The organism is Halostella sp. PRR32, assembly GCF_034808085.1.
Classification (GTDB): Archaea; Halobacteriota; Halobacteria; order Halobacteriales; family Natronoarchaeaceae; genus Halostella; species Halostella pelagica.
Genome location: NZ_JAXHGL010000002.1, coordinates 232,409 through 254,084, shown reverse-complemented (window position 1 = coordinate 254,084; position 21,676 = coordinate 232,409). Strand labels below are relative to the sequence as shown.

Sequence of the window (21,676 nt, the reverse complement as noted above, 5' to 3'; positions counted from 1 at the left end):
CCTCGTGGGCGTGCGTAACTATTCGCCGATCTGTCCGTCGTCCGCGTTCGCGAGTTGCAGCGCCCGGAGAGCGACGTACAGGAGGACGAGACCGGTCCCGACTGCGACGACGAACTGGCCGACGAGCACGAAGAGACCGGCAAGAAACGAGCGTCCGAACAGGATCGCGAACCCGAACGGGACGATCGCTATCGCGCCGACCGCCGCGATCAGCTTTGCGAGCGGTATCGCCTCGTACATGAGGCGGTCCGTGTCTAACTCGCTGGTGGCCGAGTCGATGAAGGGCGGAGAGGGCGGCATCGATCGACTGATCAGAGCCGATAGATATCAGTCTTATTACTCCCACGTTTCGCGACTGGTCGGTTCTTTGCGTCCGACAGCCAGACGATAGTTCCGCGGCGACCCCGAACGAAACGGTAAGGCCCTTACTCGATCCGTCCTAACGTTGGAGTATGGACAGACGAGATCCCCCGCCGACGGAAGAAGGCTGGTACGCGCTCCACGACCTCCGAACCGTCGACTGGGACGCCTGGCGGGCGGCGGCCGAACGGGACCGCGAACACGCTATCGAAGCCGGCGTCGAGTACCTCCGCGACGTCGAGAGCGTCGACCCCGACGACGGCGGGTCCGCCGTCTACAGCGTCGTCGGTCACAAGGCCGACATCATGATCGTCCACCTGCGCCCGACGATGGCGGCTCTCGACGCCCTCCAGCGGCAGTTCGAGGGGACCGCCCTCGCCGAGTTCACGGAGCGGTCGAGTTCCTACGTCTCCGTCACCGAAGCGTCGGGCTACAGCGAGCGGGCCCGCGAGTACTTCGAGGACGAGGTTGCCGACGACTCGGGACTCGCACAGTACATTCGGTCTCGCCTCCACCCGGAGATACCCGACGACGGGTACGTCAGCTTCTACCCGATGAGCAAGCGCCGCGATCCGGAGTACAACTGGTACGACCTTCCGATGGAGGAACGCACCGAACACATGGCGAGTCACGGCGACATCGGCCGCGACTACGCCGGGAAGGTGTCCCAGATAATCAGCGGCAGCGTCGGCTTCGACGACTGGGAGTGGGGAGTCACGCTGTTCGCCGACGACCCGACGGACATCAAGGACCTGCTGTACGAGATGCGCTTCGACCCCTCGTCGTCGAAGTTCGCCGAGTTCGGCCAGTTCTACGTCGGCCGGCGGTTCCCGCCCGAGGATCTGGACGCACTGCTCGCCGGCGACGAGGTGCCGACTGACGCGGGTGCCGAGGCGCTCGCCGGCGACGGCGAGAGCGATCCCACCGCCGCGGACGCGGCCGACATCGGCGACGAACTCGCCGCGGTCGGCGTCGATGTCGACGCCCCGGAGGGGTCTCACGGCCTCGTCCTCCGCTCGGACGCTGACGTCGAGACCGTCCGCGAGGAGGTCGACGGCCTCCGCGGCAACTTCGAACACTACGACACGCACGTGTTGACGGAGGTACACGAAACCGACGACGGCACGGCTATCGTCTCCGTCTGGGAAACCGAGAGCGCGGCCGACACCGCACAGGGCTTTCTCGAAGGCCTGCCGGGCGTGACGGAGACGCACGCCGGGGCGCTCGGCGGCGGGGAGACGACAGTTGCGGACGACGACGGCGACCACACCGGCGACGGCGGCGACGCGACGCGCATCCGCGATGAACTCGACGACCTCGGCATCTACGCCGGCCAGCCACACGGCGAGGACGTGTTCTCGCTGGTGCTTTACTCCGAAGCGGACGTCGACGCCCTTCGAGACGAGGTCGACGACCTGAGCGACGGGTTCGACCGCTACGACACCCACGTCAAGACGGCCGTCTACGAGGCTGACGGCTCCAACCCCGCGGTGGTCTCCATCTGGGAGACGGCGGACGCCGCCGACACCGCCAGCGACTACCTCTCGGACCTGCCCGATATCGTCCGACAGGAAGGTGACGACGGCACTTCAGCGTTCGGCACGATGGGTATGTTCTACACCGTCAAGCCCGACTCGCGCGAGGAGTTCGTCGAGCGGTTCGACACCGTCGGCGGCCTCCTCGCGGACATGGACGGTCACCGCGAGACGCATCTCTACGCCAACGTCGAAGACGACACGGACATGTTCATCACTAGCCGCTGGGACTCGAAGGACGACTGCATGGAGTTCTTCCGCAGCGACGCCTTCGCCGACACGGTCGACTTCGGGCGGGAGGTCCTTGCGGACCGGCCGCGACACGTCTTCCTCGCCTAACGCGACCTCTCGCGCTGTCGTTCGGAACTTTGTCGCGTCCGCTTCTCACCGCACTCCCGTTCCTACTCTTTCCCGGGCGCTAACTCCACCTCCGCCCCCGGCGCGTTCGCCTTCACGCTCTGGAGGCCCTGCTCGGCCTTCTGTTTCGAGGAGTAGCCCTCGCCGCTGTCGGCGATGATGTTCCCGTTGTCGTGGCGGAGCCGCCAGCGCCAGTCGCCGGCCCTGTCGCGGAACAACTGGAAGCGCGCCTTCGAGTCCGCGAAGGTCGGCTGTTCGTCGCCGAGGGGGTCGTCCGGGAGCGCCTCGGCTATCTCCGCCTCGCTCACCGACTCGCCGGTTTCGGCGGGTTCGACGTGTCCCGCCATGTCGGCGCTCTCGACAGCCTCGTCTAACTCCGCGGGCGGCTCTCCCGGGCGACTCGGCGGCGTCTGTGCATCCATTTCGGTGCCCTGGCTGGACGCGAACGTGACGGCGTCTGCCCGCAAGACACCGTCGACACCCGGTGCGACGAGGTCCGCCGTCATCGGACCGTCCCCCTCGGTGGTCAGTTCGAGTTCGTCCTCGTCGACTTCGATCTCCAGCGTCGCCGTGATCTTGACGGTGTCGTCTGCCATGGAACGACGTACCACCAGCGAGGGGTTAACGGTTGGCCCCGAACGGACTGTATCCGCTACTGGTCGGCGGACGCTTCGACCGACGGCGCAACGACCGGTCGCCTGCACTGTAGGGTGAAAGTAAAAATACCGCTGTCTCCCGTCGCGCAGTCTAGCGGTTTCGAGCGGAAGCGAGGGGGTTCGGTCCCCGGATCAAACGTGCCGCCGAGTGCAGTCTCCGGTGAAACGCTCGACCGTTCGGCCCGCGGCACAAAAACGCGGGTGACTGCTATCTCGCGCCGAGGTTCTCACCCGATCAGTCGCCCGTACAAAAGCGCGCGAGATCACTGACTCGCGGTAAAACGCTCGCCCGGTTAATCTCCCGCACTCATCTTCTCGATTCCGGCCGATTCGATGTCTTCGCCGTCGACCGACGAGCGGAGACTGTCCATGCCGTCGTCGCGGTCGATGCCGAAGTTGTCAGCGTGAAGCTCCGCAACGCGGTCGACCTCCTCGTCGCTGAGCGGCGGCGTGTCGGGAGCGGCGGCCCACTCGTCGATGTCCGCCGCGGTGCGGAACGTCGGCGTCACGGAGGCGACGGCGTCGTGGGCAAGCAGCCACTGGATGGCCGCCTGTCCCATTGTGCGCTCCCCATCCTGCTCTAGGAACCGAAGCGCGTCGACCTTCTCCCACCCCGTCTCGTACCACTCGTCGGGGCGGTACGCGCGATGGTCGCCCTCGTCGAGTTCGGTGTCGGGAGTGACCTGTTCGTTCAGCAGGCCCGAGGAGTGTGGGACTCGGGGAAGGAGGCTAGTGTCGGCGTCGAGTTCTTCGATAGTGTCGAGGAAATGCCCGCCGGGTGCCTGTTCGAGGACGTTGAACACGACCTGGACGGCGTCGAACCCTTCCTCGATGGCGCGGTCGCCCTCGGCGAGCCACCCGATGGAGGGGCCGAGCGCCCATCCGACGGCATCGACGGTGCCGGCCTCGCGAAGGTCGTCGAGCGTCTCCAGTACGTCGCGGTCGACCTCGTCGACGTTCGCGTTGTGGAGCATCAGCACGTCGACGTAGTCCATGTCCAGTCGGTCGAGACTGCGGTCGACCGCCGTCTCGATCCACTCGCCGTCGATCCGCTTTGGCAGTTCGCCGTGGCCGGCCTGCGGGTTGTTGTAGAAGTCGTAGCCGACTTTCGTACTCACCGTCACCTCGTCGCGGACGTCAGCGAGGGCGCGGCCGACCAGTTCTTCGCTGTCGCCGTGGCCGTACACGTCGCCGGTGTCGAAGAAGGTGATTCCCCGGTCGAGCGCGTGCTGGATCATGTCGACCGCCTGGCTTTCGGCGCGGTCGCCCCACCAGTCAGTGCCGACTACCCACGCGCCGAACCCGACTTCGCTGACCTCGACGCCGGAGCTTCCGAGTTCGCGGTGCTGCATGGGTGCGCGTTGGGATGCAACGCACTTATCGGGTCCGGTTCGCTCGACGTCAGGGGTCGTGTTTGACCGTCGCCGTCTCGTCGCCCGTCGCCGTGTCGGTGCCGAGTTCTTCGCCGTCCGCTTCGACGATCAGTTCCAGCGATACCGCCTCGTCAGCCCCTCCGCCCCGCGGAAACACGGACGCCGAAATCGGCGGCTCGATGTTGTCGACCGCTTCTTGGTCGCTCTCTTTCATGTCGTCCGGGATGACGAACTCCTGTTCTCCGAGGCCGGAGACCGGGATCTTGTTCGTCGTGTTTCCGTCGTCGAACTCGATCTGGCCGCTGAAGGCGGCCGTCGTCGAGACGGTCACCGTCAGCGTGTCGAACGACGTTCCGGAGACGGCGTCCAGAGCCGTACTGATACAGCCAGCGGAGCCTACGAGCGTCAGTCCAGCAGTACCGAGTACAGTCCGCCTCTTCAGTTCCATACATCTACATGATATAACAAATATATGTGTATTACGGATTTTTCACAGAGGCCGGTAGCACGGTCGTAGCGCCCCGAACCCACCGCTCTAACGCTATCTTCGGTCATCCGAATCCATTTCAACGCGGCCCGCGTTACGGGTGACAATGACGAAGCGACACGTCTCACTCCCCGAAGAGGCGGACGACGGTGTGACGGCGTTCATCGAGGAGGTGGATAGTCGGCTGTCCGGCGACGAGGACACCTGTTCCGTCGTTCAGGACGTTCTCGTCGACTTGTACGGGGACCGAGAGGCGTTCGAACGGTGGCAGGCCGGCAAGCCCGTTTCCAACGCGACGCGAGTTCGACTCCAGGGGTACGACCCCTGCAACGCGACGGTCGAATCGGAGTACTACGCCGAAAAAGACGAGGAACGGTTTCAGCGCTCGAAGCATCTCCAGTGGCTCTGGCGTCAGTTTGACGCCACGCCGATGGCCGACAACGTCGAGTTCGCGCTCCGCTTTCGACGGATGCTCGCCAAACACCTGTTCGACGAGTGCGGCGACAACTGCCGCTTTTTCAAGGGAATCTCGTTCACGTACGGCCACAACATCACTGTCGGCGACAACGTGGTCGTCCACGACGACGTGCACCTAGACGACCGCGGACGGATCACTGTCGGCGACCGCGTCTCGATCAGCGACGGCGTCCACGTGTACAGCCACGACCACGACGTAGTCGACCAGACCGCGGTCCAGAACTACCACACTATCATCGAGGACGACGCCCGCGTCACCTACGACGCGATGGTCCGTGCCGGTACCAAGGTCGGGCGAAACGCACTGGTCGGTGCCCGCGGCGTCGTCCAGAACGACATTCCGGACCACCACATCGCCGTCGGGATGCCGGCCGAGAGCGTGAAGATCAAACCCGGATGGGAGGACGTCGCCGTCGCTATCGATCAGGCGAACGAGAACCGCCAGGAACAACGCCGGATCGAGTTCGAACTCGACGACGGTCTCGACGTATTCGACGAGTTCGACCGGGACCTCTCATAGGGGTCGTCGTAACTGTATTCCGGTCTTCGCCGACGCGCGGTCGGCGAACTACCGAACTGACGTACGACAGTCTCTCACCGTCTAGCGATAGTAGCCAGTGAAACGGTTCATACAGTGATAGCCCGATAGCAGGCGGTCGAGTGTGCAATGTGTCACCGGCTACTATCGTTCCGAAGCACGGTCCAGAGCCGACGTGTCCCGAGAACGGCGAAATCGAGGACGATCAGCAGCGACGCGAGCGCACCCGCAGAGATCGTCAGCAGGTGGGACAGTCGGATCCAGTTCGGAAAGACGAACCGAGCCCAGGCTTCGGCCTTTGCGGCGGTTTCCGCGACCACGGACTGCTCCGCCGTCCGGCTACCGAGTCGCCATCCAGGCACCGTCTCGCCGCCCTCTTCGGGAACCGAAAGTCGGTCCGCGGAGTACGGCATCGCGACGCCGCGGTACTCCCAGACGACGGCTCCGTTGCTGTCGACCTCGACCACGCGGTCGTTGTACGTGTCGACTATCATCGTGTTCCCGTTCGGGAGACGGTCGGCGTCTCGCGGCCAGAACAGGAGGTCGCTCCCGCCGTACTCCCACACGCTCGTCCCGTTGTCGACGCTGTACTCGATGACTCGGTTGTTCTCGCTGTCCGAGACGAGTAGCGTCCCCCACTCGTCGAGGCGCTGGGGGTTGTGCTGTTCGTACATAGTCTCGTGATCCCCGGGTTCGCCGACCATACCGACGATCTCGTTCGTCTCGGGGTCCACCTCGATAACCGTGTCGAAGTTCCGGACGGATAACTGGAAGTTCCCGTTGTCGAGGTGGTCGATGTCGTTCATGTGCGTCCAGTCGCGTTCAGAACCCTCGCCCTCCGGACCGCCGTACTCCTCGTGGAACTCCGTCCCCTCGCCGAGATGGTCGGTCGCGTTCCACTGCCACGTAACCGTTCCGTTTCGGGCGACGGTGAACGCGCGGTCGTTGCCCATGTCCGCAATGGCCGTCTCGCCGCTGTCGAGGCGGTCGACGTCGTGCACTTCGTGGTTGAGGACGTACTCGTCGTACCAGGTGTAGCGCCAGACTATCTCTTCGTCGTCACCCGCCAGCGTGTCGCCGTCTATCTCCAGAATCCGATTGTGGACGCACTCCCGGGAGTGATAGAGTATCTGGGCGGTCGGACAGTTGTCCCGCTTTACTTTCGTCGCAACGGCGACGAGCAGGTTTCCGTTGTCGAGCATCTCCGAGTCGAAGACGCGCGAGTTCGGCGGGTCGTACACCCACACTCGATCGCCGTCCGGCGTCACCTCCATCGCCTTTCCGTCGAAGTCGTCGCCGTAGCTCTGGACGCTGATGAGCGTGTTTCCGGGATACGGTTCGCCGGCCCCCGAGGCCACGGCCGTTCCCTGCTGGGTCGTATCCGTGAGTACGACCTGCAGGCCGAACACCGCGGTGAGGACGAGTACGACCGCAGAGAGGGCAACGACGCGCGTCCGACGGTCCATACTGGCGAGTGGTAACGGCTGTCGCCTAACTCTGACGGTCCGCCACGAATACACAAGTGTTTGCAGTACGTAGTGGTACACGTGGACATCCCACAGTGGGCTCTGATCTACGTCGTCTCGTTCGCTCTCCTACACCTGGCTATCTACTACTACTATCTCCGGGGTGAACAGGGGGACGACTCGGCGAACCCCTCCTTTTCCGGCGAGAACGGCGGCGATTACTCGCCCAGAAAACCGGTTCCGCGCGACCGGCGCGACGCGCCACAGGACCTCCACGACGCCGGGCGGTCCGAACAGGACGACGTGGACGGACGCCGGTGTCCGCACTGCGGGACGATAAACGAGAGCAATCCGACGTACACCTACTGCTACGAGTGCGTCAAGCGCCTGGGAATGTAACCTCGCTCTCCGGTCCGCGGACCGTCCCTGCGAACCATATTTCCGGCGAGCGTCCGTAGCTCGCAGTATGCCACGGAGTGTAGCGGTCAACGTCGGTGCGAACACGACGCTTCCCGGGTTCCGCGCGCCGGTTCACCCCGACGGACGCTTCGAGTACGTTCCGATCCCGGAACGCGAACCCGCGGCGGTGTCGCTCCCGACGTACGCCGACCTGAACGTCGAGATGGATGTCCCGTCGGACGTCCGCGACACCGAGGTCCATCTGGATCCCGAATTCGCCGAGTATCCCCAGTGCGAGGCCTACACCTACGGGGACGACTACGCTGTCAAGGCCGGCCCGCTCTCCGACCTCGCGGCGGGCGACTACGCCTTCTTCTACGCGACGCTCTCGACCGCCGGCGACCCGCCGACGTGGGCGGCACCGGAGTGGGGCGCGTACCTGATCGGCGCGTTCCGCCTCGACCGCGACCCCGTCACGGCGTACGAGTCACTCGACCCGGCCGACCGAGAGCGGTTCGCGAACAACGCCCACGTCAAGCGCGAGACGGTCGATGCCGAAGTCTTGCTGTCGGGCGACCCCGCCGAATCGCGACTGTTCGACCGCGCGATCCCGCTGTCGAGTCGAACCGCCGGTGCGGACCCGAACCGAATCGTGACCGGCCTCTCGGCGGATTCCGGTAAGGGGCCGTGGTGGCGGCGACCGCTCCGGTTCGACGAACCGGCGACCTCGGCGCTCGTTGATATCGTCGAAACCGGCGAGATAGAACGGTGCTTCGAGAACTGACCGTCTCAGGTTCGTTCGTCGCAGGATGCGCCGGCCGGGAGTGAGCGAACTGGAACCGTTCGCGAACGCCGATAAACGGAGTTTATAGGACTTGTTGAATATCTTATTATTTATCTGGTTTGATGGGACCTAGAAGAGAATCCGCCCTCCTACGAAAATCACTTTCCGTTCTCGCTATCCTACTTGATGTTTGGAATGTTCTGATGGTAGTTATTGTTCCAGTAGTGGAAATTATAAATGTGTGATGGTGGATCGATCTACTAATGGCTGATGAAGAAATCCAAGCGGAAAGTAGAGATCAATACCCTTGGATAGATGGAATATTCTCAGATGCTCACATTTTCTTCTGGATTATCAGCATAATTCCTCTCGCCCATGTCGTTCGACTATTCATTGCAGATGAATTCGGTTTCCCTCAACTAATTGCCGGGATAAGCCAAGGATTGCTTGTGGGGATGGCAACCACAGTTGCTATCCTATCATATCGGTACTCCGTTCGCTCGAACCTAAGGGATACAATTCAAAGCCTTGAAACAATTGAAATTGATAACTATAGGATAGAAGTAACACTTCATGCAGTACGATGGCGCCCTCCGATAGGAATTAGCTATTTTCATGAAGCTGAAGCGCCGCCTTCATCACGCCTCTCAAAACTGGGGTTGAAATTACGTCCTCGAACTGCAATTCAGATCCATGTATATGATGTTTCAGAGGGTCAGCGGATAGCTCCCGAAGGGGCAGAGGTTCTTGAGGACATGGGGATACCTTTATCGGAGCTATCTGATTCAGGAGCGTCCGTTTTAGATGAAAATCTACAAATACCTCTTGATTTGGAATTTTATAGTGTGAGCAAGATCGAAAACGGCCTTCACTTCTCCTTCTTATCTACAGAAGATAATGAGATCAAGAAAGCGATTCAATCTATTTTGATATTGCTGTCTAACGAAGAATCTCACCACATTTCTTTATCATCCCGACGTAGTGTTGAACCGGAGTGATGGGTGTACCCAAGAGTCGTTTCAATATCCTTGTGACGAAGTTGATTCTTCGCTCTATAGATTCCTTTCTGTTCTGCCCAATGAGTAGCTACACCATGACAAATAGAATACCATACGAGATTCCGGTTTCCGGGCTTGATTTCCGCTTCATCAACGAGTTTGCTCAAAATATCGTTTAGTGGTCCAGAGCTGTACGGATTTCCGCGCTCCGTAAACCACATCTTTTCCTGACCCCGGTACTTCTCGTAGGTCTCTCGCTCTTTTAACCACTTTAGAACGGCATTTGTAGCGGTATCCCCAAGACCTCATTCCCAATATTCCTCGTTCTTTATCGCTTCCTCTTCTGGAACCTGAATTTCGCCATTATCAAGGTCAAATCAGTCGGTTCTGGCCTTTCCAATTTCAATTGGTCGAAGACCGGTATCGAGTGTAACGGCGATAATAGACGGAATTTTCCACGAATTCGACTGTTCAAAGTCCTCCGGGCCAATACTGTTCTTCCGGCTTGCAGAATCATTTGGCGAGCAGGATTTTAATTCGATCTCGTTCGTCGGAATTCATATTCTTATTATAGTAGTTCTTGACGGCACTGAGTCTAATTGCAGCGTCATAGAGTTCCTGAAATTCGTGGGGGCGGAAACGGTCGCGGCCCCTCTTCCCGTCGCTTCCGTGGTTTGTGGTGATCTCTATGCCATGGTTTCACTCTCCAATATGTTTGTTATCGGAAACTCTCCAATAGCTGAATAAGCGTTTGATAGCTTTTTGAATATGGTCCAGATAGTTGTCTCCTTTCCCTGCCCGTTGCTGGAGATATTCAAGGAGTTCCGTGGCTTCGTCTGGGTCAAAAGCTTTCGCGTACTCACCTCTATTAGACCATAGCATACTTTTTGAGAATTTCCCCATTCTTCTTGCAGACTGGCGGACGGGGAAGTTCTATGTCTCTAATTTCGGGAGATTCGCTGGCGTCGGCTTCGTTATAGCCGAGATCAAAATCCATCTGGATACCCCCGATTGAGAGTGTTACCTTTGGCCTGTTCGGAAACCGCCGTAGGGCGTGGAGTTTCGACGGTTAGTGGTTCCATGGTTCTACACACTTATTTCTTCTTAGCGTTCAACAAACGGAAAAAGGAAAAATAGGCCGTCTAAGTTGTGGATGCGCCGGCCGGGAATTGAACCCGGGCTATGAGCTTGGGAAGCTCATGTCCTACCACTAGACCACCGGCGCTCGTTCGCTTACTCGCGCCGAGGCTCGCAAATCCTTCGGATTTGCTCACCACCGGCGCGCTTCATGCGTCGGTCCTGCCCTCGCACTGCTCGGCCAGGATCCAACTCACTCCGTTCTTTCCGGTCAGCGTACTTCAACGTAGCGCTTCGGCTCACCGAACCGGACACTCGTCATTCGTCCAGTTTTCGCGAATAACGAGTGACTATTAGGCCGTTCGCCCCGTACCACAGTCTGATGCTCGATCTCCGCTTTTCGGAGTCGGAACTGCAGGTGCGCCGGGAGAACATCACGTCGTTCATCGAGGACACCGTCGACGCGGCGGGGGCAGACGGAGCAGTGCTGGGGCTCTCCGGCGGCGTAGACAGCGCGCTGACCGCGTATCTGGCCGTCGAGGCGCTCGGAACCGACAGCGTGTACGGGCTGGTGCTGCCTGCGACGGTCAGCAGCGAGGACAACATGAGCGACGCCGAGCGAGTCGCCGAGAACCTGGGGATTTCCCACGACGTGATCGAGATCGACCCGATAGTCGACGACCTGTTGGACGCCTACCCGGCGGCGGAGGACGATACGACGGCCGTCGGGAACAGCCGAGCGCGCGTCCGTGGCGTCTTGAACTACCTCGTTGCCAACCACGAGAACCGCGTGGTGCTCGGCACCGGCAACAAGAGCGAGTCGCTGACGGGCTATTTCACGAAGTACGGCGACGGCGCGGTGGACTGCCACCCCATCGGTAACCTGTACAAACAGCAAGTGCGCCAGTTGGCGAGCGACGTCGGCGTCTCCGAACGGGTCGTCACGAAACCGTCGACGGCCGAACTGTGGGAGGACCAGACCGACGAGGACGAGATGGGCGTCGACTACGACACGCTCGACGCCGTGTTGGCGCTGCACATCGAAGGGACGCTGTCAGTCGCGGCCACACAGCGCACGCTCGACATCGACCGCGACACGATCGACAGAGTCCGAGAACTGTACGAGCAGAGCAAGCACAAGCGGTCGCTGCCGCCCGCGCCGGCGGAACCGTCGCCGTAGCGACTACCGACGTTCTGTCACGGACAGGGATCACTCCGTCGTGACGATCACGCGGACGTGGTCGCCTTCCTGCAGGACGTAATCGCGCGGGTTGACCGATTCGCCGTTGACCTCGAAGGTGACGCTGGTGCCCTCGTCGTCGTCGTTGTACGTCGTCCCCTCGAACCTCACCGAGTTTTTAGTCACCTGGATACCGAGCGTCGAGAGGCCGTACTCCAGAGTGACTCGCTGGCCGTGGACGTGCCACCGTTCGCCGCTCCCGGCCTCGTAGTGGAAGAAGTTCCGGTCCTGCATCTGGAACCTGTCCTTACTGAAATCGAGGGTTCGACCGTCGATGGTCACGTTCATCGTGCCGTGTTCGTGAACGCTACCCGATGAGTGGGGCTCAGTTTTGACGTCCTCGGCCGCGCTCCCTCCGCCTGCGAGCAGGACGTACGCGAGCGCACCGGCGATCAGGATGCCGACGAGGGTCACGCCGTACACGGCGACAGTGGGGATCCCATCCGAATCCTCGCTCTCCGTCAGTCCCTCGACCCGGCGCTGTTCGATCCGACTCAACTCCCCTGCGTGCTCGTCGCGGAGGTGACGGAGGTACTCCTCCTCCCCGTCGAATGAGGCCCCACAGTGGTCGCACTCGGTCATAGGTATGAATGGGAACTACCGCGTACCTAACCCTTGCGACTGTCCCGTTCAGCGACAAGTTCGCCGAACGCGGTCGCCTCCCGTTTCTCTCTGGTTTCCCGGTCCGACCTGTCGCGGAGACGCTCCGTGAGGACTGACAGCGCCGCCCGGTCGTTCGCGGCTATCTCCGCCGCCACGTCCCGCGGGTCCGCGACGACGCGAGAGACCAGCCCGATCCGCCTGGCTTCGGCGGCGTCGACGACCCGTCCGGAGAGCGCGAGGTCTCTCGCCTGACTCTCACCGACGACCGCCGGAAGCCGCACCGTCCCGCCCCAGGCACCGAACAGGCCGAACGTGACGCCCGGTTCGCCGAACGTCGCGTCCGTCGTCGCCACCCGGACGTCACAGGCCAGCGCCAGTTCGACACCACCTCCCCGCGCCGCGCCGTCGACGCCCGCAACGACCGCGCTGTCCGCCTCGGCGATGGCGGTGGCGGTTCGCTGACCCCGGCGGGCGAACTCCCTCGCCGTCTCTCGGTCGAGGTCGTCGACCACGTTCAAGTCCGCACCGGCACAGAACGCGTCGCCAGCGCCCCGGAGAAACACCACCGGCGTCTCGGCCTCGGTAACTGCGTCTCGAAGGGCGTCCAGCCCGTCGGGGGTGAGGGCGTTCTTGCGCTCAGGTCGGTCGAGCGTCACCGTCCGGATCCGCCCGTCGTCGCTCGATTCGATCACGTCCCGATGTCGTGGTCCGTTTCCAAAGGTCTTTGCCCCTCCCACCGCTAGTCCGCGATAATGGAAGAGGCCGCCACGTGCCGGCGCGCCGCCCGCGAAGCGGTTCGGGACATCGAGCCCGACCGACTCCACGACGTCATCGACGACCACGTCGGAGAGGCCTCGATGACGCCGGGTGCACTCGCACTGCTTTCCGCGCGGGCCGCCGACGAGAACATCGATTTCGCCAGCATCTCGAATCGCGCTGCTGGCGTCCAACTGATCTACGACGGGCTTCGTCTCACCCGCACGCTCGCCCGCACTGAACCGTGGGCCGAGAGCGACGACCACACCGAACCGAACCTCGACGTTCTCGCCGCGGACGTCCTCGTCTCCCGCGGGTTCTATCTGCTGGCCCGGACCGACGCCGCCGACAAAGCCGTCGCCACCGTTCAGGCGTTCGGCCGGGACCAGACGCGGCGACGCGCGCCCGATGCCGACGCGCCGGCGCTCGACGGCTCCCTCGAACGCAACGTTCTCGAACTGGCGGTCATCGCGGGTACGTCCGCCGTCGGCGTCACGCCCTCCGCCGCCACGCTCGACACCGCAGCCGCGCTCGCCGACGGCCGCGGCTCTTCGTTCTCTTCAGCGGAGGCCGTGCTCCCGGACTCGCCCGGCGCTCTCGGCATCGAAGCCACCGCAACCGACGGTAGCGGCACCGATAGCGTCCCGAAATCGGCGTCCGACCGATGACCGAACGGAATCGAAACGCCTAAAGACAGCAACCGCCAATCACCAGACGCGCCTGGGTAGCTTAGCGGTAAAGCGCGTCCTTGGTAAGGACGAGAGCCCGGATTCAAATTCCGGCCTAGGCTTGTTCCTTCGTCGCAGGCTGTAATTCCAGTACAGCGCCCTTCTCATTTAGTATTTCCCCGATTAGCAACGAGAATTCCACCCGTCTCGCGGAGGGTTTTGCCGCTGGCTCGACGTCGTCAAGGACACCCGCGCCCGCGGACACCGTACGTCGTGCTTCTGTTTTGAAGAATTACGGTTCCAAACAGGGCATCATCGAGAACGGGCCACCCGGTTAGAACATCAATCCTCTCTGGCACTCGCGTACAAATGTTACTCTGCCAGAAGTTTCTCATCAAATCCGCTATCGAGCCAGATGTCAAATTTGGAATAAAACTAATATACGAATAGATTGAGTCTACTCTTGTGAGGAAGTTCTCCGACGAGTTCCCTTCTGAGCGGCGCAACAGAAACGCCTGTCCCTCTAAAATAGCGCCCAATCGGATACCTGCTTGTCTGGAGAACTAAGGAGTAAATCATGAGTGCCAAAGCAACGAAAAGTGGTAACTCTGTCTCGGAATCGCTCCCCTTTGTCGAGTGGTCTGACTACAACAAGAACCGCTGGCGATACGAAGGTGAATTCATTGAGCAGTCAGAACCTGACATTTGGAACATAATTAATAACGAGAATCCCGACTGTGAGAGATTATTGAATTTCTTTTTATCAGAACACAGCAGTCCTTCTCATGCAAAGAGGCACCCCGTGAAAGTGAAAACATTCAAAACAGTAGAGCGAGGATAGAAATTAGTTTAATGACAGAAATTGGCATACTCAGGTTTGCATTTGGGTTACTCGGTATTGCAGCCTTTATTTATACTCCACTATCGATCCAATTCAACCACTTACTACCGAGGGCAAAAGCTGTGCTGTCAGATAAACGAGCCAAGAAGCAGGCCAGAGCCTCGTATCTCGCGGTTCTCGGAAGTTTCCTTTGTGTTATCCTATTCATGATTCTCTTCTTTGCTCTTACTGCCTTTGAACCACTACCTAAGTTCTCGCCAACCCTTGATATCCAGGGGAGGCATGCTGTTGGGTTCGGGAGCTTATTGCTGTTATGTGCTGTCGGTTTTCCTACCACAGCCGCAGCAGTAACTTCATGGAGTTTGTTTAGTGAGCTATAATTCGTTGCTCTGAGGGCCTAAAGGACAGTAAACTCACCTCAGCCCTTTCATGCAAAGGACAGCGATAGGACTCAATCTGTCAGATACTGTTCTGTTTTCTCTTGGTGATGTTTTATATCGTATTTAGAATACTGTAGAGAATTCGAGTTTGATTTACACCATTGATAATACTCTTGGAGATTCTGTAGCAGTAAATCACTGATGTCATCATCGAAATGGCGGAACTATTCATACCAGACACGCTCAATAGGCTCGTCTCTATCTGGAGCAAAAGCCCGCGCAGATTGGTCAACGAATGCCGACGAGAGCCCGGGTTCAAATCCCGGCCTAGGCTCTTCTTGCGGTCGCTGGTCTTGGAGTTTCAACAGCGGAGTAATTCGCACGGTTCGAGCGTGAACCGTCTCCCCTCGGAAAGCGAATCGGAAACGCTAACGGCTCCTTTTCGCCCATAGCGCCCCGTTCACGAGTACTCGGCCGAGAGTACGGACAGATCTTCTTTTTGCTTTCCCGATTCCGTCATCGGGGACGCGCTGTCGTCCGGGCGGCTACCGCTTGGGTGCGCTGTCGGGCCAGTTCGCTGACCGACTCGCTACGCGATGACGTACCCCTTCTCCACCAGGGTCACGTTGACGATGACCCCGGTCAGGAGCACGACGGCGGCGATGTAGAGGCTCGTGAGGATGATTATGATCCCGCTTAGAACGCCGTAGATAGCGTACCTGCCGGCGTTTGCGGCGTAGAAGAGGATGCCTGTGTGGATCGTCGTCCACCCGAACGCGGCCGTCAGCGCGCCGGGAAGCGCCGACGACGGCGTCGGGAGAACGGTGGACGGCACGTAATACAGCGGGACGAACGCGGCCGTCAGCACGATAAACAGCATGACGAGACCGGCGTACGACCCCGCCGGCGGGAGGGTAAAGAGCGTGCTCGTGAAAAGCACCGCGAGTATCGCCAGCCCGAGCGACCCGAGGACGGCGACCGAGTTGCGGAACTGCTGTCGCAACGGCTGCTCCTCTACGCCTTCGACGCGTTCGACGACCGTCTGGAAGTCCATGGCGACGTTCGCACCGCTCCAGCCGATCACGGCGATAGCGAGCACCGACGCACCTGTCTGTCCCGACGCGGTCGTCGTCGCCTGAGAGATCAACCGCCGGGCTTCGAGCGTGAGAAACTGCGGCGCTGCCCGTTCGATCTCCGCGGCGAACTGCTCGCCGACGACCGCAAACGCCAGCAGGAGGACCGGGACGAACGAGACGAAGGCGTAGTACGCGAGCGCCGCCGCCGGATATCTCACGTCGTGTTCGTAGCTCGACCTGACTACGGTGATCACGACGTCGAGTACCCTGGCCAGTCGCGCCATAGGGGATATACGGCTATCAGCACCAAAACGCTCGATATCTGTCGCCCGAGTATCAGTTACCCGGGCGTCGGTGTGGGACGACTGCCGACCGGGTGGGCCGGGCGACGGCGGCCGACGATCCGTCGGCCGGGCGGTGATCGTGGAACGCCACGTTTCCCGGTGGCTTTTTTTCTCGGCGACCGTACACTCGGAGGATGCGACCGTCTCGTCCGTCACTGTTACTCGTCCTCCTTCTCGTTGCCCTCGCCGGTTGTGCCGCTCCCACGGGGTTCAGTCCTGCCGACACCGATGACCCCACAGATCAGTCGAACGAATCACGGACCGACGTTCAGGGGTGGGAGAACGGCCACTGGTACAACGCCTCGTTGTCAGTCGACTCCGACAACGGACTGAACGACAGCGAACTGGACGCCGTGGTGGCCCGGTCGATGGCTCGCGTCGAACGTATCCGCGGGGTCGAGTTCCGGGAAGACGTCGACGTAACCGTCGTCAGGCGGGACGAGTATCGAAACGAGACGCCTGGTGAGACCGCCGCGGGCGGGGACCGCGTGTACGAGAACGTGCACCACCGCGCGTTGTTTCTGGTCGGCGACGACGCGGACTCCGCATCCGTCGCACAGCAAAACAGCGAGTCGTCCGTCCTGGGTTATTACAGCATTCCCGAGGACCGTATCGTGATCGTCTCGGACTCCGAACAGCCCAGTATCGACGAGATCACGCTCTCGCAGGAACTGTATCACGCCTACCAGTTCCGGTACGGAAACGGCGTGGAGATCCGAGCGCCGCCCTCGGCGTCGGACGACCGCGTGACAGCGTTGCTCTCGCTGATCGAGGGCGATGCGAACCTCGTCGACGGCGAGTACGAGGCCCGTTGCGAGGCCGAGTGGGACTGCTTTCGGCCGCGGGCGACCGGCGGGACCGGCGGCGACGCCGACGTCGCCGCCCCCGACATCCACATGGGGCTGTACATCCTGTCGTACTTCCCGTACGCCGAAGGACAGTCCTACGTCGAATCGGTGCGGAGCCGAGAGGGATGGGAGGGGGTCTCCGACCAGTACGACGACCCGCCCGTCAGCACCGAACAGATCATCCACGGACCGGACGTTGCGGGGCCGCTCCCGCTTGACAGCCGGGACCATAGCACTGACGACTGGGAGCGGGTCCGCCGGAGCGACGGGTCCGGAACGGTGACCGTCGGCGAGGCCGGTCTGGCGACGATGTTCGCGTACACGCTGTACGACGACCGGGAGGGGTCCGTGATAGACAGCGAGGCGTTCGTCCGCGAGCGCGGCGGGGGCGCGGCGCTCGACTACGACCTCAACTACTCGAACGGCTGGGGCAACGACCGGCTGTACGCCTACGAGAACGGAGACGACGCCGGCTACGTCTGGCAGATCCGCTGGGACGACGCGGACAACGCGAGTACCTTCGTCGACGGGTACGAGCGGCTGCTGTCGTACCACGGCGCGGAGCGACGCGCGGGCCACTGGGTCCTCGACGACGGACCGTTCGCCGACGCGTACTACGTCGAGCGGAACGGCGATACGGTCACTATCGCGAGCGCGCCGTCGGCGGACGGCCTGGTGACGCTGCATCCGCCGGCGACCGGTGATATTCCGGCGGACGTGCGCGGAGACGGCGCGGCGGGGAACCGGAAGCCCGCATCGCGGCTTCCATCCGTTTGAGACGCCGGTGGGAGGCGAAGTTCCGGTCGGAGATGTACCGGTTCGAAGCCGGACTGTAAAACGAAGGAAAATCCGTCCGCGAGTGCGGCGGAGAGCCGTTGCGGTTCAGCGGGAAGCCGGTCTATCGCAACTTCTGTTATCAGAGGCCGTCCCGACGCTCGGAATCGCTATCGGCGTCGTTCTCGGGACTACCGTCAGCGTCCTCGTCGGCGTCGCTCTCGGCATCGTCGTCGGTGTTCTCGGCATCGTCGTCGGTGTTCTCGGCATCGTCGTCGGCGTTTTCAGCCTCGCTGTCGTTCTCCTCGCCCGGCGTCAGGTCGCTGACCGCGTCGCCGAGGGAGTCGATCGTCCCGTCGAAGAACCCGTGTATCGCCTGGTGGATGTCACTCACGTGGTCAGGAACTTGGTCCGGGAGGTCAACCGGGGGGCCGCGCTCGCCGTCGGCGTCGGACGCCGTTCCGTTCCCCGCGTTCGCGGGCGGACCCTGTGCGGAGTCGCTCTCGTTCGCGGGCTGTACGTCGACGGAGGCACTGCCGGACGCGGCCGCCGCGACCCCAGTGGTCAGCAGCAGTACCGCGAGTCCGAGTGCCGCGATCTTGGTTAGGCGCATTGCACTCGGTTCTGGCAGGTACACCCACTTCAACCGTCGAGAGCGTCACACCGGATTCACCCGATTTCCACGGTAGTTAGCGACGGTTCAGCCGAGTTTACTCGGGTCAAAATACAGTAGCGTTTAAAAGCTATCACATATCTGGAATCCTAGGCGAGTGCGATCAGGTGTGTAAACAGTTGCACACGCTACCACACTGACGCACATCCGTCAGTGTCTGCTTGCCCGTTCGTCCGGTCCCGGGACTATGAAGTGGCGTCCGCTCTCATGAGACACCGATGCGCCGCGTCCTCCTGTCGTGTCTGTTCGTTCTGTTGCTCGCCGGCTGTCTGGGCGGAGTCGTCGGAGACGACCCGCGGACGACCGAACGCCACGACGTGACGGTCGTTGAGGTAGTCGACGGTGACACTGTCGAGGTCGAGTATCCGAACGGCACGCGCGAGACAGTGCGGTTACTCGGCGTCGACACACCGGAAGTCCACGCGGAGAACGACCCGGCGGAGTTCGAGGGCGTCCCGGACACCGAGACAGGACGGGACTGCTTGCGAGACTGGGGTCACCGGTCCAGCGAGTTCGCCCGAACCGAACTGGCGGGCGAGGAAGTAACGCTCGTCGTCGACCCCGAGTCCGACCGCCGCGGCGGGTACGGCCGACTGCTCGCGTACGTCGAGTACGACGGCGGCCACTTCAACCGGCAACTCGTCGACCGGGGGTACGCGCGCCTCTACGACACCGAGTTCGCGGACCGCGACCAGTACGCCGACGCGGAGCGACGGGCCCGGGCGAACGGGACGGGCCTCTGGTCGTGTGCCGACGGTTCGTAGTCACTATTTTCACCCCCGGTTTCGTATGACTCCTTATGAAGTTCGTCATCGTCGGGTACGGCCGGGTCGGTATCCGGACCGCTCGTATCCTCCGGGAGGAGGGCCACGACGTGATAGTCGTCGAAAACGACCCGGAAAAGGCCGAACGCGCAATAACTGACGGGTTCGAAACGGTCGAAGGCGACGGGTCCGAGGAGGAGGTTCTCGAACAGGCCGGGCTCGACACCGCGGACGCCATCGGTGGACTGACCGGCGACCTGAACGTCAACTTCGCGGCCTGCATGGTGGGCAAGCATTACGGCTGTCGGACCGTCCTGCGCATCGACGAGGACTACCGCGAAGAGATATACAAGAAGTACGCGGACGACGTTGACGAGATAATATACCCCGAGCGGCTCGGAGCGGCCGGCGCGAAAACCGCGCTGCTGGGCGGGGACTTCAACGTCGTGTCTGACCTCACCGAACAACTCCAGTTGACGGTGTTTACCATTCGCGACGGGTCGCCGCTCATCGGCGAACGGATCAGCAGCGTCGACCTGCCATCGACCGCTCGCATCTACGCGCACGGTCGCGCACACGAATCGCTGACGATCCCGCTTCCCGGGACGCGGATCGAGGCGGACGACCGGATCGCCGTCATCGTTCAGTCGGAGGCCGTCGAAGAGGTTCGAACGTCCGTCCTACCGTCGTAAGTCCGTCTCGCGACGGGTAACGGGCGCAAAAGGTGCGGGTGGGAGATAGCGGTGTGCCGGGCGCGCTGTCGGGAGGATGGGAACTGAGGCCTTGCGGCGCGCCCGGCGGTATCTCGTGACCGTGCGGGCATAAATACCCGTCAGACGGACGCATGACTCCGTGTTCCGAGTCTCTGCTCCGTTCTACCCGTGTCGCGTACACCCCTGTTCGTCGCCGTCCTCGACGCCGTTCGGACGGTACCGGCGTGTCACTGGCGACACCGTTCGACGACGAACTGCACGGAATGACGAGGAAATCTGTGGCGGTGAGGAGAAACCAGTAACAGTTACCCGAACGTATTCGCGCCACCGGTTCTGATTTCTCCGAACGGTAATGAGCCTTCACGCAGTACGATGGTTAAATGGCCACGGCGGTGCAGTCGCTTCGCGCCCGACTGTCGTTCTCCGCGGGAGAGCTGACCGGCGCGTTAGGGGATTCGGTTACGGTGCTGCCGATAGTCGTCGCACTAGGTGCGACGACGGCGGTGTCGCTCCCGCACGTCCTGTTTCTGTTCGGCGTCTTTCAGGTGGTCTGGGGCGTGGCCTACGGCTTACCGCTGTCAGTCGAACCGATGAAGGCGCTCGCGGGGCTGGCGATAGCGGGCGCGCTCACCGCCGGTGAACTCGCCGCGGCGGGGTTGCTCGCCGGCGTCGTCCTCCTCGCAATGGGCGCACTCGGCGCGCTCGACCGGGTCGAGTCGGTCGTCGGCCGACCGGTCGTTCGGGGCGTCCAGTTCGCGGTGGCCCTGTTGCTGCTGGAAACCGGCATCTCGCTCGGCGAGGCGAACGTCGCGGTCGCCGCTCTCGGGGTGGGAGTCGCCGCCGCGGCGGTGCTCGCGCGCCGCGGACAGGCGAGCGCGCTGGTCGTGCTGGCGGTGGGGGCGGGCCTCGCCGTCGCCGAAACCGGGGTCCCGTCGCCGGCGGTTCCCGCGCTCGCGGCGTTTCCCAGCGGCGCGCCGACGCTCTCGGTCGTGGTCGTCGAGGGGGCGGTCGCGCAACTCGCGATGACCGTCGGCAACGCCGCCGTCGCGACGGCCGTTCTCTGTGCCGACCTGTTCGACCGCGACGTGTCCCCCGACGACCTCTCGACGAGCATGGGCGCGATGACGTTAGCTGCGGTCCCGCTCGGCGGCCTCCCGATGTGTCACGGAAGCGGCGGCCTCGCTGGCAAGTACGCGTTCGGCGCGCGAACCGGCGGCGCGAATCTGATTCTCGGCGTGCTGTACGCCGCGGTGGCGCTGGTGGCCGGTGGCGGTCTCGTAATGGCCTTTCCGACCGCACTGCTCGGCGTCTTGCTCGCCGTCGTCGCCGTCCAACTCGGCCGGGCAGCGGCCGACACCGACGACGCGCTCCTGACGGCCGCCGTCGGCGTCGCGGGGCTCCTCGTCAACGTCGGCGTCGCGTTCGTCGCCGGCGCGCTCGCCTACCGCTACCTGCGGTAGCGTCGACCGGTTTTTTGCTCGTCGGTCCC

At 62.2% G+C, this 21,676-nt stretch carries 21 protein-coding genes and 2 tRNA genes; 13 read left to right on the top strand and 10 right to left on the bottom strand.

What is annotated here, in order from left to right; genetic code table 11:
- Positions 1 to 18: 18 nt before the first annotated feature.
- A complete protein-coding gene (locus SM753_RS06495) occupies positions 19 to 300 on the bottom strand; it encodes a hypothetical protein (protein WP_323190990.1) in 282 nt (93 codons plus the stop codon).
- Between the two features lie 152 nt (positions 301 to 452).
- Between SM753_RS06495 and SM753_RS06490 the strand changes: the two genes are divergently transcribed.
- A complete protein-coding gene (locus SM753_RS06490; RefSeq protein ID WP_323190989.1) occupies positions 453 to 2,234 on the top strand; it encodes a heme-binding protein in 1,782 nt (593 codons plus the stop codon).
- Positions 2,235 to 2,296: 62 nt separating this feature from the next.
- On the opposite strand, the gene SM753_RS21335 is transcribed toward SM753_RS06490, so the two are convergent.
- The 3 genes from SM753_RS21335 to SM753_RS06475 form a co-directional block, all read right to left on the bottom strand.
- Positions 2,297 to 2,848 (bottom strand): HVO_2922 family protein, encoded by a 552-nt coding sequence (locus SM753_RS21335; RefSeq protein WP_369335327.1) that lies wholly within the window; start codon positions 2,846 to 2,848, stop codon positions 2,297 to 2,299.
- A 353-nt stretch (positions 2,849 to 3,201) separates the two neighbouring features.
- Positions 3,202 to 4,260, bottom strand: coding sequence for an aldo/keto reductase (locus SM753_RS06480; protein ID WP_138798223.1), 1,059 nt, complete (start codon positions 4,258 to 4,260; stop codon positions 3,202 to 3,204).
- Between the two features lie 49 nt (positions 4,261 to 4,309).
- Positions 4,310 to 4,729, bottom strand: coding sequence for a hypothetical protein (locus SM753_RS06475; RefSeq protein WP_323190988.1), 420 nt, complete (start codon positions 4,727 to 4,729; stop codon positions 4,310 to 4,312).
- 145 nt (positions 4,730 to 4,874) lie between these two features.
- Between SM753_RS06475 and SM753_RS06470 the strand changes: the two genes are divergently transcribed.
- Positions 4,875 to 5,765 (top strand): acyltransferase, encoded by an 891-nt coding sequence (locus SM753_RS06470; protein WP_323190987.1) that lies wholly within the window; start codon positions 4,875 to 4,877, stop codon positions 5,763 to 5,765.
- 152 nt (positions 5,766 to 5,917) lie between these two features.
- Here the strand turns inward: SM753_RS06470 and SM753_RS06465 are convergent, their stop codons facing one another.
- Complete coding sequence (locus SM753_RS06465; RefSeq protein WP_323190986.1) at positions 5,918 to 7,249, bottom strand: aryl-sulfate sulfotransferase; 1,332 nt, start codon at positions 7,247 to 7,249, stop codon at positions 5,918 to 5,920.
- Positions 7,250 to 7,330: 81 nt separating this feature from the next.
- Here SM753_RS06465 and SM753_RS06460 point away from each other — a divergent pair, with 81 nt between their 5' ends.
- The 3 genes from SM753_RS06460 to SM753_RS06450 all read left to right on the top strand — a co-directional run bounded on the left by SM753_RS06460 (position 7,331) and on the right by SM753_RS06450 (position 9,430).
- On the top strand, positions 7,331 to 7,648 hold the full coding sequence (locus SM753_RS06460) for a hypothetical protein (protein ID WP_323190985.1): 318 nt from the start codon (positions 7,331 to 7,333) through the stop codon (positions 7,646 to 7,648).
- Positions 7,649 to 7,715: 67 nt separating this feature from the next.
- A complete protein-coding gene (locus SM753_RS06455) occupies positions 7,716 to 8,432 on the top strand; it encodes a hypothetical protein (protein ID WP_323190984.1) in 717 nt (238 codons plus the stop codon).
- 263 nt (positions 8,433 to 8,695) lie between these two features.
- The gene (locus tag SM753_RS06450) at positions 8,696 to 9,430 is read left to right on the top strand and encodes a hypothetical protein (RefSeq protein ID WP_323190983.1); all 735 of its coding nucleotides are present in this window, start codon (positions 8,696 to 8,698) and stop codon (positions 9,428 to 9,430) included.
- A 1,154-nt stretch (positions 9,431 to 10,584) separates the two neighbouring features.
- Here the strand turns inward: SM753_RS06450 and SM753_RS06445 are convergent.
- Positions 10,585 to 10,655, bottom strand: a tRNA-Gly gene (locus SM753_RS06445).
- Positions 10,656 to 10,889: 234 nt separating this feature from the next.
- Between SM753_RS06445 and SM753_RS06440 the strand changes: the two genes are divergently transcribed.
- Positions 10,890 to 11,687 carry an NAD+ synthase gene (locus SM753_RS06440; protein WP_323190982.1) on the top strand — a complete coding sequence of 266 codons (798 nt, stop codon included), beginning with the start codon at positions 10,890 to 10,892 and terminating at the stop codon, positions 11,685 to 11,687.
- 30 nt (positions 11,688 to 11,717) lie between these two features.
- Here the strand turns inward: SM753_RS06440 and SM753_RS06435 are convergent, their stop codons facing one another.
- On the bottom strand, positions 11,718 to 12,329 hold the full coding sequence (locus SM753_RS06435) for a hypothetical protein (RefSeq protein ID WP_323190981.1): 612 nt from the start codon (positions 12,327 to 12,329) through the stop codon (positions 11,718 to 11,720).
- 26 nt (positions 12,330 to 12,355) lie between these two features.
- Positions 12,356 to 13,042, bottom strand: coding sequence for an enoyl-CoA hydratase/isomerase family protein (locus SM753_RS06430; RefSeq protein ID WP_323190980.1), 687 nt, complete (start codon positions 13,040 to 13,042; stop codon positions 12,356 to 12,358).
- Positions 13,043 to 13,102: 60 nt separating this feature from the next.
- Here SM753_RS06430 and SM753_RS06425 point away from each other — a divergent pair, with 60 nt between their 5' ends.
- The 3 genes from SM753_RS06425 (at position 13,103) to SM753_RS06415 (ending at position 14,995) form a co-directional block, all read left to right on the top strand.
- Positions 13,103 to 13,774, top strand: a complete 672-nt coding sequence (locus tag SM753_RS06425; protein ID WP_323190979.1) for a hypothetical protein — start codon at positions 13,103 to 13,105, stop codon at positions 13,772 to 13,774.
- 50 nt (positions 13,775 to 13,824) lie between these two features.
- A tRNA-Thr gene (locus SM753_RS06420) sits at positions 13,825 to 13,896 on the top strand.
- Between the two features lie 730 nt (positions 13,897 to 14,626).
- Positions 14,627 to 14,995 carry a hypothetical protein gene (locus SM753_RS06415; RefSeq protein WP_323190978.1) on the top strand — a complete coding sequence of 123 codons (369 nt, stop codon included), beginning with the start codon at positions 14,627 to 14,629 and terminating at the stop codon, positions 14,993 to 14,995.
- A gap of 589 nt (positions 14,996 to 15,584) precedes the next feature.
- On the opposite strand, the gene SM753_RS06410 is transcribed toward SM753_RS06415, so the two are convergent.
- Entirely contained in the window at positions 15,585 to 16,355 is a 771-nt protein-coding gene (locus tag SM753_RS06410) for a YhjD/YihY/BrkB family envelope integrity protein (RefSeq protein ID WP_323190977.1), read from the bottom strand.
- A gap of 194 nt (positions 16,356 to 16,549) precedes the next feature.
- On the opposite strand from SM753_RS06410, the gene SM753_RS06405 reads away from it, so the two are divergent.
- On the top strand, positions 16,550 to 18,040 hold the full coding sequence (locus SM753_RS06405; RefSeq protein ID WP_323190976.1) for an Hvo_1808 family surface protein: 1,491 nt from the start codon (positions 16,550 to 16,552) through the stop codon (positions 18,038 to 18,040).
- Positions 18,041 to 18,179: 139 nt separating this feature from the next.
- Here the strand turns inward: SM753_RS06405 and SM753_RS06400 are convergent, their stop codons facing one another.
- Complete coding sequence (locus SM753_RS06400) at positions 18,180 to 18,650, bottom strand: hypothetical protein (RefSeq protein WP_323190975.1); 471 nt, start codon at positions 18,648 to 18,650, stop codon at positions 18,180 to 18,182.
- Between the two features lie 278 nt (positions 18,651 to 18,928).
- Between SM753_RS06400 and SM753_RS06395 the strand changes: the two genes are divergently transcribed.
- From SM753_RS06395 to SM753_RS06385, 3 genes are all read left to right on the top strand, one after another.
- Entirely contained in the window at positions 18,929 to 19,474 is a 546-nt protein-coding gene (locus tag SM753_RS06395) for a thermonuclease family protein (protein ID WP_323190974.1), read from the top strand.
- A 35-nt stretch (positions 19,475 to 19,509) separates the two neighbouring features.
- Entirely contained in the window at positions 19,510 to 20,166 is a 657-nt protein-coding gene (locus tag SM753_RS06390; RefSeq protein WP_135536158.1) for a TrkA family potassium uptake protein, read from the top strand.
- A gap of 401 nt (positions 20,167 to 20,567) precedes the next feature.
- Entirely contained in the window at positions 20,568 to 21,647 is a 1,080-nt protein-coding gene (locus SM753_RS06385) for a putative sulfate/molybdate transporter (RefSeq protein WP_323190973.1), read from the top strand.
- Positions 21,648 to 21,676 lie beyond the last annotated feature (29 nt).

Bases quoted from the DNA above. Each gene is read 5' to 3' on its own strand.
- SM753_RS06495 (WP_323190990.1), bottom strand. From the start codon at position 300: ATGCCGCCCTCTCCGCCCTTCATCGACTCGGCCACCAGCGAGTTAGAC.
- SM753_RS06490 (WP_323190989.1), top strand. From the start codon at position 453: ATGGACAGACGAGATCCCCCGCCGACGGAAGAAGGCTGGTACGCGCTC.
- SM753_RS21335 (WP_369335327.1), bottom strand. From the start codon at position 2,848: ATGGCAGACGACACCGTCAAGATCACGGCGACGCTGGAGATCGAAGTC.
- SM753_RS06480 (WP_138798223.1), bottom strand. From the start codon at position 4,260: ATGCAGCACCGCGAACTCGGAAGCTCCGGCGTCGAGGTCAGCGAAGTC.
- SM753_RS06475 (WP_323190988.1), bottom strand. From the start codon at position 4,729: ATGGAACTGAAGAGGCGGACTGTACTCGGTACTGCTGGACTGACGCTC.
- SM753_RS06470 (WP_323190987.1), top strand. From the start codon at position 4,875: ATGACGAAGCGACACGTCTCACTCCCCGAAGAGGCGGACGACGGTGTG.
- SM753_RS06465 (WP_323190986.1), bottom strand. From the start codon at position 7,249: ATGGACCGTCGGACGCGCGTCGTTGCCCTCTCTGCGGTCGTACTCGTC.
- SM753_RS06455 (WP_323190984.1), top strand. From the start codon at position 7,716: ATGCCACGGAGTGTAGCGGTCAACGTCGGTGCGAACACGACGCTTCCC.
- SM753_RS06450 (WP_323190983.1), top strand. From the start codon at position 8,696: ATGGCTGATGAAGAAATCCAAGCGGAAAGTAGAGATCAATACCCTTGG.
- SM753_RS06440 (WP_323190982.1), top strand. From the start codon at position 10,890: ATGCTCGATCTCCGCTTTTCGGAGTCGGAACTGCAGGTGCGCCGGGAG.
- SM753_RS06435 (WP_323190981.1), bottom strand. From the start codon at position 12,329: ATGACCGAGTGCGACCACTGTGGGGCCTCATTCGACGGGGAGGAGGAG.
- SM753_RS06425 (WP_323190979.1), top strand. From the start codon at position 13,103: ATGGAAGAGGCCGCCACGTGCCGGCGCGCCGCCCGCGAAGCGGTTCGG.
- SM753_RS06415 (WP_323190978.1), top strand. From the start codon at position 14,627: ATGACAGAAATTGGCATACTCAGGTTTGCATTTGGGTTACTCGGTATT.
- SM753_RS06410 (WP_323190977.1), bottom strand. From the start codon at position 16,355: ATGGCGCGACTGGCCAGGGTACTCGACGTCGTGATCACCGTAGTCAGG.
- SM753_RS06405 (WP_323190976.1), top strand. From the start codon at position 16,550: ATGCGACCGTCTCGTCCGTCACTGTTACTCGTCCTCCTTCTCGTTGCC.
- SM753_RS06400 (WP_323190975.1), bottom strand. From the start codon at position 18,650: ATGCGCCTAACCAAGATCGCGGCACTCGGACTCGCGGTACTGCTGCTG.
- SM753_RS06395 (WP_323190974.1), top strand. From the start codon at position 18,929: ATGCGCCGCGTCCTCCTGTCGTGTCTGTTCGTTCTGTTGCTCGCCGGC.
- SM753_RS06390 (WP_135536158.1), top strand. From the start codon at position 19,510: ATGAAGTTCGTCATCGTCGGGTACGGCCGGGTCGGTATCCGGACCGCT.
- SM753_RS06385 (WP_323190973.1), top strand. From the start codon at position 20,568: ATGGCCACGGCGGTGCAGTCGCTTCGCGCCCGACTGTCGTTCTCCGCG.